Here is a 15,359-nt window from a genome sequence, read left to right as displayed (position 1 = left end):
GATGTGCCTGCCCCAGGGCGTCTGCGGCGCCGCGGACCTCCGGGGCACGGCGCCGGTACGGCTGCTGCGCGCGGCCGGGGTGCGGGTGGCCGCGGGCAGCGGCGCGATGCGGGACGTGGCCAACCCGGTGGGCCGGGGCGATCCGCTGGAGGCCGCCTATCTCCTCTCCTCCGTGCACGGGCTGAACCCCGAGGACGCCTACGACACGGTGAGCGTCTCGGCGCGCGCCGCGCTGGGGCTGCCCGAGGTGCGCGTGGAGGCGGGCTTCCCGGCCGAACTCCTCGCGGTGCGCGGCGACCGGCTGCCGGGCGCGCTCTCCCTCGCCTACAGCCGGATCGTGGTGCACCGGGGGCGCGTGGTGGCCCGTACGAGCGCGGTGCGGGAGTACTGCAACTCGGCGGCCGCCGAGGAGTTGGGGCTGCCTCGGCAGGGGCGAGGGAAGCTGTCGTGAACCTCTTCGGCGGGCGGGGGTGCGGGTGCTCCGGCGAGCGGGGGTGTCGGCGCGTCGACCGGCGGGGGTGCGCGTGCTTCGACGAACGGGCGTGCCGGTGCTCCGGCGGGTGGGCGTCCACCCGTTCGGCGGATGGCGGAGGCCGGGCGTACGGTCGAAGACATGCGCATCGTCATCGCCGGAGGGCATGGACAGATCGCGTTGCGGCTGGAGCGTCTGCTCGCCGCGCGCGGGGACGAGGTGGCGGGGATCATCCGCGCCCCGGGGCAGGCCGACGACCTGCGGGCGGCCGGTGCCGAACCGGTCGTGCTCGACCTGGAGTCGGCGTCCCCCGAGGAGGTCGAGGCGTGTCTGCGCGGCGCGGACGCGGCGGTGTTCGCGGCCGGTGCGGGCCCGGGCAGCGGGACGGCCCGCAAGGAGACGGTGGACAAGGGCGCGGCGGTGCTGTTCGCGGACGCGGCGGTGCGCGCGGGCGTACGGCGGTTCCTGGTCGTCTCCTCGATGGGCGCGGACCCGGCCCACGCCGGTGACGAGGTGTTCGACGTGTATCTGCGGGCCAAGGGCGCGGCGGACGCGTACGTCACCCGGCAGGAGGCCCTCGACTGGACGGTCCTGCGCCCCGGTTCGCTGACCGACGAGCCTGGCACCGGACTGGTGACCCTCGCGGCGCACACCGGGCGCGGGCCGGTGTCACGGGACGATGTGGCGGCCGTACTGGCGGAGTTGGTGGAGTCCTCGGCGACGGCGGGGCTGACGCTGGAGCTGATCGCGGGGTCCACGCCGGTGGCGGTGGCGGTGAAGGCGGTGGCGGGCGGCTGAGGTCGGCGTCCCCGGGCGGCCCTGCCCTCAGAAGAGGGGCAGCTGCCCGGGGAACTCGGGTACGGCGTAGCCGTCCAACGTGGGTTGCACGGTGCCGAGTTGAGCGTGACTGCGGGAGCCGGAGCAGGAGACGAGTTCGCCGTGCTCGCGCGCTCCGGGCGGGTCGTGGCGGGCGAAGCGGCCCGCGACGACGGCGATCTCGCGGCGGCACACGGGACAGGTTCTGCGGCGGGAGGACATGCCGCCAGTCTGCCCCGGGCGGGGGCGGACGCGTCGGTCAGGGGCGCGTGCGGGGGCCTGCGAGCGCCGTTCTGTCACACACCTCTGTTACTCACTTTCGGGTGACGGTGCCCGGGCGGCCGGGGTGGCGCGGTGTGGCGGAAGACGCCCCGCGCCCAGTGATCACAAGGATTCCGAGCCTGCAAAGCGGTCAACTCGGTGCATTTTTCCTATGAATGGACGTTACAGGTAAGAGTCACAGATACATGCTCGATCGGTAACACGATTCACGTTTTCCCCACATCACATCCGCATCCCGGACAAGGTGTGGATGCGCGGCCAGTTGGTCGCCATCCGCACACCGCACGACTCCGCATACGGTCCCCGTATGCGGATGTGCCCGCACCATGCAGGAGAACCTGTGACTGCTTCAGCTTCCGTGACCGCTCGCCGCCTGGCCGCCGTCGCCATCGCGGCCGGTGCTCTTGTCGGTTCGGTGGCCCTGCCGGCCTCCGCCGCGGACGCCCGCCCGGGCCGGGGAGACGTGCAGATCAGCCGCGTGCAGTACGACTCTCCCGGCTTCGACAACGGCTCCAACCGCTCGCTGAACAACGAGTGGGTGGAGCTCACCAACAACTCCCGTCACCGTGTGAACCTCAGCGGGTGGACGCTGTCGGAGAGCCGTCGCGGCGTCACCTACACCTTCCGCCACTTCAGCCTCGGTGGCCACTCGACCGTCCGCGTCCACACCGGTGTCGGCCGTGACACCTTCCGTGACGTCTACCTGGACCGTCGCAACTACGTCTGGGACAACAACCGCGACACCGCGACGCTGCGCGACGACCACCGCCGCCTCGTCGACGACGCGTCGTGGGGCGGCCGCGGCGGCCGTGGCGACGACCGCGGTCACGGCCGCGACCACCGCGGTGACGACCGTGGCCACGGCCGCGACCACCGCCGCTGAGCGACAACCCCGAACGATCTCTGATCTCTGACCGTTCCCTCCGCTCCACCCCGGGTGGCGCGGCAGCCCTCGGAGGGCTGCCGCGCCACTTGGCGTTTTCCCGGCCGGGAATTCAGGGAGTCATCAGCGGGTCACCATTTCGGTCGGCCGCCGGGTGGTCAGTGAGCCTGGTCAATGAGCCTGGTCAATGAGCCTGGTCAATGAGCCTGGTCAGCGAGCCCCCAGCTCCGCGTCCATCACCTCCGGCCAGTCGTCGTACGCGAGGCCGCCCGCCACGAGCAGGTCCCGTCCGTCGACCCGCCCGAGCAGTACGGCCTCCCGCAATCCCCTGACCTTGCCGTCGGCGACGAACAACGCGGCCGCCATCAACCGCTCCGGGTCCTGCCCCCAGTACTCCAGTTCCTCGGCCAGCCCCCGCAGCGCCCCGGCGACACCGCGCGCCACCTCGGCATCGGGAAAGTCCCGCCGAATCCGCCTGCGCAGCCGAGCGCTGATCCCGTCGTCATCGGTCATGTCCGTCCCCCTTGCCCCGGTGCGCACGGCGCACACTCCCCCGTGCTCCTACCGAGCCGGCCGCACCGGAGAAACCTCGGCCCCCGACAATGGCGTGTCTATGCGCCAAGGTCCTTACGGAAGACCGTGGAACTGTGGCGGACCGTCATACTGACGCGCAGATAGAGGTCGAGAGCGCCGGTGTCCGAGTGGGTCCACAGGGTGCAGGCGTCGAGCCCCGCGTGGTGGAAGGCCCTGAAGGCGTGGCGCAGCAGCAGCCGGGCGATGCCGCGGCCCCGGTGATCGCGCCGCACGGCGACCTGTTCGAGGTACCCCTCCCCCGTGCCCGGCACGTCCAACGCAAGCGCGGCGCCCACCAGTTGGTCACCGGCGAAGGCCAGCGCCGACCACTGAGGGGCGAACACGGGCCGCTCCACGGTGTGGGCGGCCCACTCCTCGTACGGCTGCCGCCGCTCCTGCCACTCGTCGAACGCGTCCTGGACAAGGACGTGTGTGGCGACCCCGTCACCGGGCCGGAAGGGCCGCACGGTGATGCCCTCCGGAGGCTCGGGAACCGCGGGCTCGGCCGCCAGGGCGAACTCCAGCAGCCAGGCCGTCACCAACGGCTCGTACCCGTACGCCCGCAGCAGCGCCACGGCACCCGTGTCCGCGTCCGGCACGGTCTGCACGACACGGTCGACCCCGGCCTGCCGCGCCCGCGCCACCGTCCACCCGAGCAGCGCGGCCCCCAGCCCCCGCCCCCGGTGCCCCGGATGCACATGCACCTCGGACCGCCGGTCCACCCACGCCCGACCGACAAGCCGACCGCCCGGACCGAACACCAAAACGGTGTCCGACTCCATCACCAACCCCGGCCGCACAAGATCGGCGGCCACGGCCCCGGCATCACTCCGCCCCCGCCCATACAGCTTCCGCTCACATTCCGTGACCAGCGCGTGAATCGCGGGGACGTCGTCGAGGGCCGCGGGGCGTGAGTGGTAGCCGGGCGGCAGGGAGGGGGTGAGGGGGGTCATATGCGGCATCGGCGGAGGGTAGCGGACGCGCCGGGGACGGGGATACGACGAAGGGCCCGTGACCTGCTGTAACAGCAGGTCACGGGCCCTTCGTTCCCGTGTGGCGGCGCCAGGATTCGAACCTGGGAAGGCTGAGCCGGCAGATTTACAGTCTGCTCCCTTTGGCCGCTCGGGCACACCGCCGGGGGGTGTTGGTCAGGAGGCCCGCTGTGGGCGGTGCTCCCTGGCAACGACGTAAACAATACCCGATGCGGAGGGGTGCTTCGCCACCCGGTTGATCTCCGCCCCGAGGCGTGCGGGGTGGCTAGGCTGGTGCGGATGCGGCCCGGCAGGATGCCGGGCGCGGCGGCCGTCGCCTCTTGGGCCGGGCCGCACTCGATCCGCACCCCGATGCAAGGAGCCACAGGACATGGCCGACTCCAGTTTCGACATCGTCTCGAAGGTCGAGCGGCAGGAGGTCGACAACGCCCTCAACCAGGCCGCCAAGGAGATCTCGCAGCGCTACGACTTCAAGGGCGTGGGTGCCTCGATCTCGTGGTCCGGCGAGAAGATCCTCATGGAGGCGAACTCCGAGGAGCGCGTGAAGGCCGTTCTCGACGTCTTCGAGTCCAAGCTGATCAAGCGTGGCATCTCCCTGAAGGCGCTGGACGCGGGTGAGCCCCAGCTGTCCGGCAAGGAGTACAAGATCTTCGCCTCCATCGAGGAGGGCATCTCCCAGGAGAACGCCAAGAAGGTGGCGAAGATCATCCGCGACGAGGGCCCCAAGGGCGTCAAGGCCCAGGTCCAGGGCGAGGAGCTGCGCGTCAGCTCCAAGAGCCGTGACGACCTCCAGGCCATCATCGCCCTCCTCAAGGGCAAGGACTTCGACTTCGCCCTCCAGTTCGTCAACTACCGGTGAGCCGAGCGGCCGGCGAGGTCTTCCTCGTCGGCCACCCGTCGCCACACGCGCCGCCATGTGCGATCGTTCCGGCATGAGCAGCGACTACGACCGGGTCCGGACCGGCATCGAGTTCATGACTGCCTACGTCTCCGGGGACGAGCTCCTGACGGAGTATCTGGGCGAGCGGCGGCGTGAGGACCCCGCCGCCACGGAGACACTGCTGGACGGCACGGCCGCCCTGTGCGCCGCGCTACTGCAGACGCTGGCCCGTACGACCAGGCGGTCCGAGCACGAGATCCTGCAGGAGCTGGCCCGCGGCACCCACCGCCGCGAGCAGCGCTCCGGTGACTGACACGGCCCGGCGCACTCCGCCGGGAGGTCAGTCCCTCGAATTGCCGAACAGCACCCGGTACAGGATCAGCAGTACCAGTGAGCCGCCGATCGCCGCCGCCCAGGTCGCCCCGTCGTAGAAGTGCTTGCTGATCGGGTGGTCGAGCCAGCGGGACGAGATCCAGCCGCCGATGAAGGCGCCCGCGACGCCGATCAGGGTGGTGCCGATGAAGCCGCCCGGGTCGCGGCCCGGGAGCAGGAGTTTGGCGATGGCGCCGGCCAGCAGGCCGAGGATGATCCAACCGATGATGCTCATGCCGAGTTACCTGCCCTTCCGCGCTGTCTCCGCACTGTCCGACCGCTGAGAATTCGGTGAGGACCATGTGGGTGAGGAGACCAGGGGTCGTCTTCCGTTTCGTCCGGGTAGACGCCCTCCGGGCAGGTGTCGGTTGCGTCAGCGCACGCCGAACGGCTCGTCCGTGCGGACGATCTCGCGGCCGAGTGGCAGCAGGGAGATCGGGATCATCTTGAAGTTGGCGATGCCGAACGGGATGCCGATGATCGTCAGGCACAGCGCCACGCCGGTCGTGATGTGGGCCAGCGCCAGCCACCAGCCCGCCAGGACCAGCCAGAGGACGTTGCCGACGCAGGACGGCGCGCCCGCGTCGTGGCGCTCGACCGTGGTGTACCCGAAGGGCCACAGGGCGTAGACGCCGATGCGGAAGGCGGCGATCCCGAAGGGGATGCCAATGATCGTGATGCAGAGCAGCAGGCCCGCGAGCACATAGCCCAGGAAGAGCCAGAAGCCGCTCAGGACGAGCCAGATGATGTTGAGGAGTGTCTTCACCGGTTTCGACCTGCCATCTGTTCCAGTCGGGCGATGCGCTCCGCCATCGGGGGGTGCGTGGAGAACATCCGCGACAGCCCCCGCCCGGGACGGAACGGGTTCGCGATCATCATGTGGCTCGCGGTCTCGATGCGTGGCTCCGGAGGCAGCGGAAGCTGCTGGGTGCCGGTCTCCAGCTTGCGCAGCGCCCCCGCGAGGGCGAGCGGGTCGCCGGTGAGCTGGGCGCCCGAGGCGTCGGCCTCGTACTCCCGGGAGCGGCTGATGGCCAGTTGGATGACGGTGGCGGCGAGCGGGCCGAGGATCATGATCAGCAACATGCCGAACAGGCCGGGGCCGTCGTCGTCGTCCGAGCGGCCGATCGGGATCAGCCAGGCGAAGTTCACCAGGAACATGATCACCGAGGCGAGGGCGCCGGCCACGGACGAGATGAGGATGTCGCGGTTGTAGACATGGCTCAGCTCATGGCCGATGACACCGCGCAGCTCGCGCTCGTCGAGCAGGCGCAGGATGCCCTCGGTGCAGCACACGGCCGCGTTGCGCGGGTTGCGGCCGGTGGCGAAGGCGTTCGGGGCCTCGGTGGGCGAGATGTACAGGCGCGGCATGGGCTGGCGGGCCTGCGTGGACAGCTCGCGCACCATCCGGTACAGCTCCGGCGCCTCGAACTCGCTGACCGGGCGGGCCCGCATCGCGCGCAGGGCCAGCTTGTCGCTGTTCCAGTACGCGTACGCGTTGGTGGCCAGCGCCACCAGGACGGCGACGATCAGGCCCGTACGCCCGAAGAGGCTGCCGATGACGATGATGAGCGCCGACAGCCCCCCGAGGAGTACTGCGGTCCTGAGCCCGTTGTGCCGGCGGTGCACGGTACGCCCTCCAAGTCGTGCAGCGAACCCTTCGGTCCAGTGGACCCTCCCGCACTGGTCAACGCCAGGCGGCAGCCGCGAGTTCCCAGGTGCGGCGGGGGTGCCGTACGTCCGTACGGGTGGGGCGGGTGGCTCAGAACAGGTTCGTGGCGGCGAAGCGCAGGACCAGTTCCGGTGCGCCGGACAGGGCGACGCCGACGACTCCGGTGAGGGCCAGGGCGAGCGTGAGCGGGGCGGGGACGTGGTGGCGGGCCGGTTCGCCCTCGGGGGCGCGGAACAGCAGGGCCGTCCACCTGAGGTAGTAGTACAGCGCGATCACCACGTTGACGGCCATGACGACGGCGAGCCAGCCGAGGCCCGCGTTCACGGCGGTGGAGAACACCGTGACCTTGGCGAAGAGGCCGATGACGCCGGGCGGCAGGCCCGCGAGGGACAGCAGGAAGAAGGCCAGGAGGAGCGCTGTGACGGGGTTGGTGGCGTAGAGGCCCCGGTAGTCGGCGATCCGGTTGGCGGAGCGTGTACGGCCCACCAGGGCGGCCACGGCGAAGGCGCCGAGGTTGACCGCGCCGTACATGAGCGCGTACGCGACGGTGGAGCCGATGGCCTGGCGGGCGTCGCGCGTGTATCCGGCGGCGGCGATCGGTACGAGGAGGTAGCCGGCCTGGCCGACGGAGGACCAGGCGAGCAGCCGTACCGCGCTGTACGCGCGCGTGCCGCTCTGGCGGAGGGCGCCGACGTTTCCGGCGGTCATGGTGAGCGCGGCGAGGATCGCGAGGGCGGGTCCCCAGACGTCGGCGTACGACGGGAAGCCGATCACGGTGACGAGGATCAGGCCGGAGAAGCCGACCGCCTTGCCGACGACGGAGAGGTAGGCGGCGACGGGCAGCGGCGCGCCGACGTAGGTCTCGGGCACCCAGAAGTGGAAGGGGACGGCGGCCGTCTTGAAGGCGAAGCCGATCAGGGTGAGGACGACGCCGGTCTGGGTGAGGACGTGGAGCTGGCCGTCGACGTGCGGCAGGCGCTGGGCGATCTGGGTGAGGTAGAGGCTGCCGGTGGAGGCGTAGACGAAGCTGACGCCCATGAGGCTGACGGCGGTGGCGGTGACCGAGGAGAGGAAGAACTTCAGGGCCGCCTCGGAGGAGCGCCGGTCGCCGTGCCGGATGCCGACGAGGGCGAAGGCGGGCAGCGAGGCGACCTCCAGGGCGACGACCAGGGTGGCGAGGTCGCGGGAGGCGGGCAGCAGGGCGGCCCCGGCCGCCGAGGAGAGCAGCAGGAACCAGAACTCCCCGGCCGGGACGCGCCGGTGCTCGTCCTTGAGGCCGGTCATCGACAGCAGGGCCGCGAGGAGGGCGCCGCCGAGGACGAGGAGCTGGATGGCGAGGGTGAAGTGGTCGGCGCTGTAGCTGCACGCGCGTGTGGCGCCGCTTCCCGCGCAGAAGGTGGCGCGGTCGCCGTCCAGGAGGGGCAGCAGCATGAGCCCGGCGGCGGCCAGGCCCGTGACGGAGATCCACCCCAGGAGGGGTTTACGGGTCTCCGGCAGGAAAAGGTCGGCGACGAGCACGACGAGTGCCGTGACGGCGGCGATGACGGGCGGCGCGATCGCCAGCCAGTCGACGGACTGGACCGCCGACTGGGCGAGCGGCTGGGCCAGGGCGGTCATCGGGCGCCTCCCGCGAGGAGTTGCTGCACGGCCGGGTCGGTGAGGCCGAGCAGGGACCTCGGCCAGAGTCCGGCGACGAGGGTGAGGACGACGAGCGGGGTCCAGGCCGCCAGCTCGTAGCCGCGTACGTCGGTGAGTTCGGGCAGGTCGCGCCGCGTGTCGCCCATGCAGACCCGGCGGACCACGACCAGCAGGTAGGCGGCGGTGAGCAGGGTGCCGAAGGCGCCGATCGCCATGAAGACGAGGTAGGCGGTGCGGTTGAGGTCGGCGGCGGGGCGGAACGCGCCGAACAGGGAGAGCATCTCGCCCCAGAACCCGGCGAGCCCGGGCAGTCCGAGCGAGGCGACGGCGGCGAAGGCGAGCAGGCCGCCCAGGCGCGGAGCCCTGCCGTACAGGGCGGCTCCCGTGTGCTCGGCCAGGGTGTCGAGATCGGTGCTGCCGGTGCGGTCCTTGAGGGCGCCGACCAGGAAGAACAGCAGGCCGGTGATGAGGCCGTGGGCGATGTTGGCGAACAGGGCGCCGTTCACGCCGGTCGGGGTCATCGTGGCGATGCCGAGCAGGACGAAGCCCATGTGGCCGACGGAGGAGTAGGCGATGAGCCGCTTGAGGTCGCCCCTGGCTCCCGGCTTGGCGAGGTTGAGGCAGGCCAGGGAGCCGTAGATGATCCCGACCACGGCGAAGGCGGCGAGGTAGGGCGCGAAGACGTGGAAGCCCTGCGGGGCCTCGGGGAGCAGGATGCGGACGAACCCGTAGGTGCCCATCTTCAGCAGGACGCCGGCGAGGAGGACCGAGCCGACGGTCGGGGCCGAGGTGTGGGCGTCCGGGAGCCAGCTGTGCAGGGGCCACATCGGGGTCTTCACGGCGAGCCCGATCCCGATCGCCAGGACGGCGATGACCTGCACGGATGTGCTCAGGGACCGGCCGTTGTCAGTGGCGAGTGCCACCATGTCGAAAGTGCCCGCCTTGATCCCGATCAGGAGCAGGCCGAGCAGCATGATCACGGAGCCGAGCAGCGTGTACAGGATGAACTTCCACGCGGCCCGGGTCCGGCCCTCGCCGCCCCAGCGGGCGATGAGGAAGTACATCGGGACGAGCACTGTCTCGAAGGCGAGGAAGAAGAGGACGAGGTCGAGTACGGAGAAGGAGGCGAGGGTGCCGCCTTCGAGCAGCAGGACCAGGGCGGTGAACGCCTTCGGGGACGGGCCCGTGGGCGGCTTGAAGTAGGTGTAGAGCGCGCAGAGGAAGGTCAGCAGCGCGGTCAGGACGACGAGGGGGAGCGAGATGCCGTCGACGCCGAGGTGGATCCGCACATGGAGTGCGGGGATCCAGCTGATGTCGGTCTGGGCCTGCATCCTCGACGGGTGGTCGTGGTCGAAGCCGAGCGCGAGGACGATCGCGGCGATGAGGACCACGCCGGTCACGGTCATGCCGTGGCGGAGCACGGCCTGGTCGGGGGACTTGCCCCTGAGCCCGGGCGGGGCGGGCAGGAGAGCGGCGGCCGCGCCCAGCAGCGGGACGACGACGATGAACGCCAGAAGAAACTGCATCACTGACTCGTTGATACCGATCACGCCCGCTCACGCTCCCGAGGCGACGAGGAGGACGGCGACCGTCAGGACGACGGTGCCGGCGAGCAGCGCGCTCACATAGGTCTGGACGTTGCCGGTCTGTGCCCGGCGTACGGCGGCCCCGAGCAGCCGGGGCAGGGCGGCGGCGCCGCGCACGTAGGTGTCGACGACCTCGCGGTCCAGGAAGCCCACGAGGCTCGCTCCGGCGAGGACCGGGCGGACGAACAGCGCGGAGTACACGGCGTCCAGGTGGAAGCCGCTCGCGGCGGGCCTGAACAGCGGGCCGAGCAGCACGCGCGCGGGGTCGGCCGGGTCGGGGGCGCGGGCGATGTCGCCGTAGGCCGCCTCGTGCGCGGCGATGGCCTCGGCCTCCACGTGGCCCGCGTCGCCCTCGGGGTGCGCGGCGACGGCACCCAGGGGCACACGGGCCGCGCGGGCGGAGGTGCGCTGCCAGACGCCGTAGGTGAGCAGTCCGCCGACGACGGCGAGGCCGGTGCCGAGGACGGAGGTGAGCAGGGTGGGCGCGAGACCGCGGCCGTCGAACCAGCCGGGCAGGGTGCGGTAGGCGAGCGCGCCGAAGGCCAGTGACGGCACGGCGAGCACCCAGAGCACCACGGTCATGCTGAGCGGCTCGCGGATGTGTTCGGGGGCCTCGGCGCCCCGGCCGCGGAAGGCGAGCAGCCAGAGCCGGGTGGCGTAGGCGGCGGTGAGGAGGGCGGTGACGAGACCGGCGACGAGGACGATCCAGCCCGCGGCGCCGGGGATGGGCCCGTCGTGCCCGGTGGCGGTGTGCTCGGCGGCGCCGAGGACGGACTCCTTGGAGAAGAAGCCGCTGAACGGCGGGATCGCGGCGAGCGCGAGCAGCGCCACGGTCATCGTCCAGAAGGCGTCCGGGACGCGGTCGCGCAGGTGGCTCATCCGGGACATGGCGGCCAGCGAGTTGGTGCCGGCCGCGTGGATGACCACACCGGCGGCGAGGAACAGCAGCGCCTTGAAGGCGCCGTGCGCGAGGAGGTGGAAGACGGCGGCACCCCGGTCGCCGACGGCGAGGGCGCCGGTCATGTAGCCGAGCTGGCCGATGGTCGAGTAGGCGAGGACGCGCTTGATGTCGTCCTGGGCGAGCGCGGAGAGGCCGGAGCCCACCATGGTGACGGCGGCCATCGCGGCGAGGACGACCATCGCGGCGGCGGACGCCTCGAAGACGGGCAGGAGACGGGCGATGAAGTAGACACCGGCGGCGACCATGGTCGCGGCGTGGATCAGCGCGGAGACGGGCGTGGGACCCGCCATCGCGTCCGGGAGCCAGGTGTGCAGCGGGAACTGCGCCGACTTGCCCGCCACGCCCGCGAGAAGCAGCAGGGCGATCAGGGTCGGGTGGTCGAGTCCGCCGTTCGCGACCGTGGCGAGGACGCGGGTGATGCGGAAGGACCCGGCGTCGGTGCCGAGCGCGAACAGGCCGATCAGGAACGGCACGTCGCCGAGCTTGGTGACGAGGAACGCCTTGAGGGAGGCGGCGCGGGCCTCGGGGGTCTCCCAGTAGTGACCGACGAGGAAGTAGGAGCAGATGCCCATGACCTCCCAGCCGACCAGCAGCACGATCAGGTCGCCGGAGTAGACGACGAGAAGCATGGCGGAGGTGAAGAGGGAGACGAGGGCCGCGTACGAGGGGTAGCGGGGGTCCTCGCGCAGATAGCCGGTCGAGTAGATCTGCACGCAGCTCGCGACGAAGGCCACCAGGACGGCGACGAGCGCGGCGAAGCCGTCGATGTGCAGGGCGAGGTCGACCGGGACGGAGCCGGTGGGCGTCAGCAGGGTGGACGCGTCGATGGCCCGGCCGCCGCCCTGGCGTGCCGCGACGAGCGCGGCCAGCACGAGGGAGGCGAGGACGGGCAGTACGGCGAGCGGCCGGACGAGGCCGGGCGCGGTGCGGCCGAGCAGCAGTCCGGCGGCGGCGCCGAGGAAGGGGAGGACGGGGACGAGGGCGGCGAGGGTGGTCGTGGTCACGCGGTGGCCTCAGCCTTCTCGGCCCCCGGGGCGGCGTCGGGGCCCTCGGCGGTGTCACGGAGCCGGTCGATGTCGGAGGTGCCCCGGTTGCGGTACACGGCGAGCACGATCGCCAGGCCGATGCCGATCTCGGCGGCGGCGACGGCGATGGTGAACAGGGTCAGCGCCTGGCCGGAGTGCAGGGTGTCGCGGGCGGCGCGGCTCAGCCAGACGTCGAAGGCGACGAGGTTGAGGTTGACGGCGTTGAGCATCAGCTCGACCGACATCAGGACCAGGATCGCGTTGCGGCGGGCGAGGACGCCGTAGAGGCCGGTGCAGAAGAGGAGGGCGGAGAGTACGGCGGGGTAGGCGAGGTGCATCAGCGGGCGCCTTCCTTGTCGCCGGGGGTCTTGGTGGGCTCGCCGACGGTCCGCGTGGGGCTCGGCACGCCGGGGGTCTTGGTGAGACCGGGGGCGCCGGGGGCCTGGCCCTCGTCGGCATCGGCCTTGGCCTTGCGGGACAGGACGATCGCGCCGACCAGGGCGGCGAGGAGGAGTACGGAGAGGGCCTCGAAGGGCAGGACCCAGCCGCGGAAGAGGCTCTCGCCGGTGACGCGGGTGGTACCGGCGGCCGGGCCGTCCAGGTCGATCCAGGTGGCGCGGAAGGCGTCCACGACCACCCAGACCAGCGCACCGGCGGCGCCCAACGCGACGGCGAGCGCGGCCCAGCGGTTGCCCGAGTCGGCGTCCGGGGAGCGGCCGATGGGGGCCCGCGTGAGCATCAGCCCGAAGAGGAGGAGGACGACGACGGAACCGACGTAGATGAGGACCTGCACCCAGGCGATGAACTCGGCGGTGAGCAGGAGGTACTCGACGGCGAGCCCGCCGAGCGCGACCACCAGCCACAGGGCGGCGTGCACGAGCTGCCGGGTGGTGACGGTGATCAGCGCGGCGCCGAAGGTGGCGAGTCCGACGAGCAGGAAGGCGATCTCGACGCCGGTCGGGGACAGGAAGCCGTGGGGAGCGGCGGCGGCCAGGGTGGCTGCGGTGGGGCTCACGACTCTCCCTCCTTTTCCTCGGGCTTCGGTTCTGCCGCTTCTGCGGCTTCGGCGGCTTCGGCGGCTTCGGCCGCCTGCGCGGCGGCCAGTTTGTCGGCGGCCTTGTGGGCGGCGGCGATCTCCTTGGGCTCCTCGGCGTGCGGGTCCAGGGCGGGCGGCGCCGGGACCGTCCACATCCACTCGCGGAGCTTGTCGCGCTCGTGGGTGAGTTCGTGGATGTCGGTCTCGGCGTACTCGAACTCCGGCGACCAGAACAGCGCGTCGAAGGGGCAGACCTCGATGCAGATGCCGCAGTACATGCACAGCGAGAAGTCGATGGCGAAGCGGTCGAGGACGTTGCGGCTGCGCTCGCGGCCGCCCGGGGTGGCGGCGGGCACCGTCTCCTTGTGGGAGTCGATGTAGATGCACCAGTCGGGGCACTCGCGGGCGCACAGCATGCAGACCGTGCAGTTCTCCTCGAACAGGCCGATGACGCCGCGGGTGCGGGGCGGCAGTTCGGGCTCCACGTCGGGGTACCGCTCGGTGACGGTCTTCTTCGTCATCGTGCGCAGGGTGACGGCCAGGCCCTTGGCCAGGCCGGAGCCGGGGATACGGGCCATCAGGAGATCACCACCTTGACGACGCCGGTGAGGGCGATCTGGGCGAGGGAGAGGGGCACGAGGAGGGTCCAGGAGAGCTTCTGGAGCTGGTCCTCGCGCAGCCGGGGGTAGGTGACGCGGAGCCAGATCACGAGGAACGCGAGCACCGCGGTCTTCAGCAGGGTCCACACCCAGCCGAGCCCGTCGGCGCCCCAGGGGCCGTGCCAGCCGCCCAGGAACAGGACGGTGGTCAGCCCGCACAGCACGACGATCCCGGCGTACTCCGCGAGCAGGAACAGGGCGAACCTGAGGCCGGTGTACTCCGTGTACGCGCCGAAGATGATCTCCGAGTCCGCCACGGGCATGTCGAACGGCGGGCGTTGCAGCTCCGCGAGTCCGGCGACGAAGAAGACGATCCCGCCGACGATCTGCCAGGGCACCCACCACCAGTGGAAGGCGCCGACGATCCCGGGCAGGGACACCGTCCCCGCCGCCATCGCCACCGACGCGGCGGCGAGCAGCATCGGCAGCTCGTACGCCAGCAACTGGGCCGCGGTCCGCAGGCCGCCGAGCAGCGAGAACTTGTTCGCGCTCGCCCATCCGGCCATCAGCGAGCCGAGCACGCCGACGCCCATCACCGCGAGCACGAAGAAGATCCCCGCGTCGACCACCTGCCCGACCGCGCCGCTGCCCGGCCCGATCGGGATCGCCAGCAGCACGAGCAGGTACGGCAGCAGCGCGACGGCCGGGGCCAGCTGGAAGATCCGCCGGTCGGCTCCCGCCGGTACGACGTCCTCCTTCTGCGCGAACTTCACCCCGTCCGCGACGAGCTGCGCCCACCCGTGGAACCCGCCCGCGTACATCGGGCCGAGCCTGCCCTGCATGTGCGCCATCACCTTGTGCTCCGTCTGACCCACGATCAGCGGGAAGGTGAGGAACACGACGAACACGATCAGGAGCCGCAGGGCGACGGGCCATGCGTCGTTCACCGCGGGCCTCCTGTGGGGTCTTCGGGGGTGGTGGGAGTGGTGGGGTCGGGGTGCGCGGGGCGGTCCGGGGCCTGGGTGGGCTCGGCGGGCTGCTCGGGGTCCGGTACGTCCTCCGGCTCGGGCGCCTGGCTCGCGGACGGTTCCTCCGGCTCGGGCGCCTGGCTCGCGGACGGTTCCTCCGGCTGGGCCGGGGTTCGGCCGCCCTGCGGGGACTCGCTCGGTTCTGAGGTTTCCTCGGCGGCCGGGGCCTGGTCGGGCTCCGGGGTGGGTTCGTCGAAGGCCGGGCGGGCATGGTGCCAGGGGGCGTCCGCGCTGCGGGGGGCCGTGCTTCGGCGGGCCGGGGGCTCGGGAGTGGGCGGTGCCGGTTCCGGGCCTTGCGGCTGCTGCGAGGCCGAGCCCTGGGAGGCGCTGCGGGTACGGCGCGGGCGGGCCGGGGTCGACTCGGGTGTCGTGGGCGGCTGCGCCGCGGCCTCCTGCGGTACCGCACCGGACGCCTGGCTCACCGAGCTGTCGCTCGCGCTCCGGGTACGGCGGGGCCGGGGGGTGGCTCCACCGGCCGTCGACGCGGGGCCGCCGGTCTCATCGGCCGAGGCAGCGCGAACCGGGCCGTCGGCACCGGCCGCCTCAG

The 15,359-nt window shown here is 71.8% G+C and carries 17 protein-coding genes, 1 tRNA gene and 2 pseudogenes; 5 read left to right on the top strand and 15 right to left on the bottom strand.

Going from position 1 to position 15,359, the window contains the following annotated elements; all coding sequences use genetic code 11:
* Positions 1-451: pseudogene (locus tag GTW40_RS16730) on the top strand (hydrolase); the annotation flags it as partial.
* A 162-nt stretch (positions 452-613) separates the two neighbouring features.
* Positions 614-1,270, top strand: coding sequence for an SDR family oxidoreductase (locus GTW40_RS16725; RefSeq protein WP_161180992.1), 657 nt, complete (start codon positions 614-616; stop codon positions 1,268-1,270).
* A gap of 27 nt (positions 1,271-1,297) precedes the next feature.
* Here the strand turns inward: GTW40_RS16725 and GTW40_RS16720 are convergent, their stop codons facing one another.
* Positions 1,298-1,510: a hypothetical protein gene (locus tag GTW40_RS16720; protein WP_161180991.1), complete on the bottom strand. Its 213-nt coding sequence runs from the start codon at positions 1,508-1,510 to the stop codon at positions 1,298-1,300.
* A gap of 418 nt (positions 1,511-1,928) precedes the next feature.
* Here GTW40_RS16720 and GTW40_RS16715 point away from each other — a divergent pair, with 418 nt between their 5' ends.
* The gene (locus GTW40_RS16715) at positions 1,929-2,453 is read left to right on the top strand and encodes a lamin tail domain-containing protein (protein WP_161180994.1); all 525 of its coding nucleotides are present in this window, start codon (positions 1,929-1,931) and stop codon (positions 2,451-2,453) included.
* A gap of 210 nt (positions 2,454-2,663) precedes the next feature.
* On the opposite strand, the gene GTW40_RS16710 is transcribed toward GTW40_RS16715, so the two are convergent.
* The 3 genes from GTW40_RS16710 to GTW40_RS16700 all read right to left on the bottom strand — a co-directional run bounded on the left by GTW40_RS16710 (position 2,664) and on the right by GTW40_RS16700 (position 4,162).
* On the bottom strand, positions 2,664-2,966 hold the full coding sequence (locus GTW40_RS16710; protein WP_161180990.1) for a hypothetical protein: 303 nt from the start codon (positions 2,964-2,966) through the stop codon (positions 2,664-2,666).
* A gap of 98 nt (positions 2,967-3,064) precedes the next feature.
* On the bottom strand, positions 3,065-3,748 hold the full coding sequence (locus tag GTW40_RS16705) for a GNAT family N-acetyltransferase (RefSeq protein WP_343245721.1): 684 nt from the start codon (positions 3,746-3,748) through the stop codon (positions 3,065-3,067).
* 332 nt (positions 3,749-4,080) lie between these two features.
* Positions 4,081-4,162 (bottom strand) — tRNA-Tyr (locus GTW40_RS16700).
* A gap of 226 nt (positions 4,163-4,388) precedes the next feature.
* Between GTW40_RS16700 and GTW40_RS16695 the strand changes: the two genes are divergently transcribed.
* Positions 4,389-4,877 (top strand): YajQ family cyclic di-GMP-binding protein, encoded by a 489-nt coding sequence (locus tag GTW40_RS16695; RefSeq protein WP_018543882.1) that lies wholly within the window; start codon positions 4,389-4,391, stop codon positions 4,875-4,877.
* Between the two features lie 73 nt (positions 4,878-4,950).
* Positions 4,951-5,211: a hypothetical protein gene (locus GTW40_RS16690; RefSeq protein ID WP_161180989.1), complete on the top strand. Its 261-nt coding sequence runs from the start codon at positions 4,951-4,953 to the stop codon at positions 5,209-5,211.
* A gap of 27 nt (positions 5,212-5,238) precedes the next feature.
* Here GTW40_RS16690 and GTW40_RS16685 read toward each other — a convergent pair whose 3' ends face one another.
* The 11 genes and pseudogenes from GTW40_RS16685 to GTW40_RS16635 all read right to left on the bottom strand — a co-directional run.
* The gene (locus GTW40_RS16685) at positions 5,239-5,505 is read right to left on the bottom strand and encodes a GlsB/YeaQ/YmgE family stress response membrane protein (RefSeq protein ID WP_018543880.1); all 267 of its coding nucleotides are present in this window, start codon (positions 5,503-5,505) and stop codon (positions 5,239-5,241) included.
* A 138-nt stretch (positions 5,506-5,643) separates the two neighbouring features.
* The gene (locus GTW40_RS16680; protein WP_161180988.1) at positions 5,644-6,036 is read right to left on the bottom strand and encodes a YccF domain-containing protein; all 393 of its coding nucleotides are present in this window, start codon (positions 6,034-6,036) and stop codon (positions 5,644-5,646) included.
* Positions 6,033-6,896, bottom strand: coding sequence for a zinc metalloprotease HtpX (gene htpX, locus GTW40_RS16675; protein ID WP_161180987.1), 864 nt, complete (start codon positions 6,894-6,896; stop codon positions 6,033-6,035). Before htpX ends, GTW40_RS16680 begins: the two co-directional genes overlap by 4 nt.
* Before the next feature lie 133 nt (positions 6,897-7,029).
* Positions 7,030-8,556 carry an NADH-quinone oxidoreductase subunit N gene (locus tag GTW40_RS16670; protein WP_161180986.1) on the bottom strand — a complete coding sequence of 509 codons (1,527 nt, stop codon included), beginning with the start codon at positions 8,554-8,556 and terminating at the stop codon, positions 7,030-7,032.
* Positions 8,553-10,127, bottom strand: a complete 1,575-nt coding sequence (locus GTW40_RS16665; RefSeq protein WP_161180985.1) for an NADH-quinone oxidoreductase subunit M — start codon at positions 10,125-10,127, stop codon at positions 8,553-8,555. The genes GTW40_RS16670 and GTW40_RS16665 overlap by 4 nt, the downstream gene beginning before the upstream one ends.
* 6 nt (positions 10,128-10,133) lie before the next feature.
* Positions 10,134-12,128, bottom strand: a complete 1,995-nt coding sequence (locus GTW40_RS16660) for an NADH-quinone oxidoreductase subunit L (protein WP_161180984.1) — start codon at positions 12,126-12,128, stop codon at positions 10,134-10,136.
* Complete coding sequence (gene nuoK, locus GTW40_RS16655) at positions 12,125-12,487, bottom strand: NADH-quinone oxidoreductase subunit NuoK (RefSeq protein WP_161180983.1); 363 nt, start codon at positions 12,485-12,487, stop codon at positions 12,125-12,127. Before nuoK ends, GTW40_RS16660 begins: the two co-directional genes overlap by 4 nt.
* Positions 12,487-13,164 carry an NADH-quinone oxidoreductase subunit J gene (locus tag GTW40_RS16650; protein ID WP_161180982.1) on the bottom strand — a complete coding sequence of 226 codons (678 nt, stop codon included), beginning with the start codon at positions 13,162-13,164 and terminating at the stop codon, positions 12,487-12,489. Before GTW40_RS16650 ends, nuoK begins: the two co-directional genes overlap by 1 nt.
* Positions 13,161-13,763: an NADH-quinone oxidoreductase subunit I gene (locus GTW40_RS16645; protein ID WP_161180981.1), complete on the bottom strand. Its 603-nt coding sequence runs from the start codon at positions 13,761-13,763 to the stop codon at positions 13,161-13,163. The genes GTW40_RS16650 and GTW40_RS16645 overlap by 4 nt, the downstream gene beginning before the upstream one ends.
* The gene (locus GTW40_RS16640; RefSeq protein ID WP_161180980.1) at positions 13,763-14,731 is read right to left on the bottom strand and encodes a complex I subunit 1 family protein; all 969 of its coding nucleotides are present in this window, start codon (positions 14,729-14,731) and stop codon (positions 13,763-13,765) included. The genes GTW40_RS16645 and GTW40_RS16640 overlap by 1 nt, the downstream gene beginning before the upstream one ends.
* Positions 14,728-15,359: pseudogene (locus GTW40_RS16635) on the bottom strand (NADH-quinone oxidoreductase subunit C); the annotation flags it as partial. The gene GTW40_RS16640 and the pseudogene GTW40_RS16635, both read right to left, overlap by 4 nt.

Origin of the sequence: Streptomyces sp. SID4985 (assembly GCF_009863025.1) — a bacterium.
In the GTDB taxonomy this organism is placed as follows: domain Bacteria; phylum Actinomycetota; class Actinomycetes; order Streptomycetales; family Streptomycetaceae; genus Streptomyces.
The sequence above is the reverse complement of the archived record's forward strand: the minus strand, read 5'-3'. Positions and strand labels throughout refer to the sequence as shown.

Coding starts and splice junctions, on each gene's coding strand:
- GTW40_RS16725 (WP_161180992.1), top strand. CDS start 614: ATGCGCATCGTCATCGCCGGAGGGCATGGACAGATCGCGTTGCGGCTG.
- GTW40_RS16720 (WP_161180991.1), bottom strand. CDS start 1,510: ATGTCCTCCCGCCGCAGAACCTGTCCCGTGTGCCGCCGCGAGATCGCC.
- GTW40_RS16710 (WP_161180990.1), bottom strand. CDS start 2,966: ATGACCGATGACGACGGGATCAGCGCTCGGCTGCGCAGGCGGATTCGG.
- GTW40_RS16695 (WP_018543882.1), top strand. CDS start 4,389: ATGGCCGACTCCAGTTTCGACATCGTCTCGAAGGTCGAGCGGCAGGAG.
- GTW40_RS16690 (WP_161180989.1), top strand. CDS start 4,951: ATGAGCAGCGACTACGACCGGGTCCGGACCGGCATCGAGTTCATGACT.
- GTW40_RS16685 (WP_018543880.1), bottom strand. CDS start 5,505: ATGAGCATCATCGGTTGGATCATCCTCGGCCTGCTGGCCGGCGCCATC.
- GTW40_RS16670 (WP_161180986.1), bottom strand. CDS start 8,556: ATGACCGCCCTGGCCCAGCCGCTCGCCCAGTCGGCGGTCCAGTCCGTC.
- nuoK (WP_161180983.1), bottom strand. CDS start 12,487: ATGCACCTCGCCTACCCCGCCGTACTCTCCGCCCTCCTCTTCTGCACC.
- GTW40_RS16645 (WP_161180981.1), bottom strand. CDS start 13,763: ATGGCCCGTATCCCCGGCTCCGGCCTGGCCAAGGGCCTGGCCGTCACC.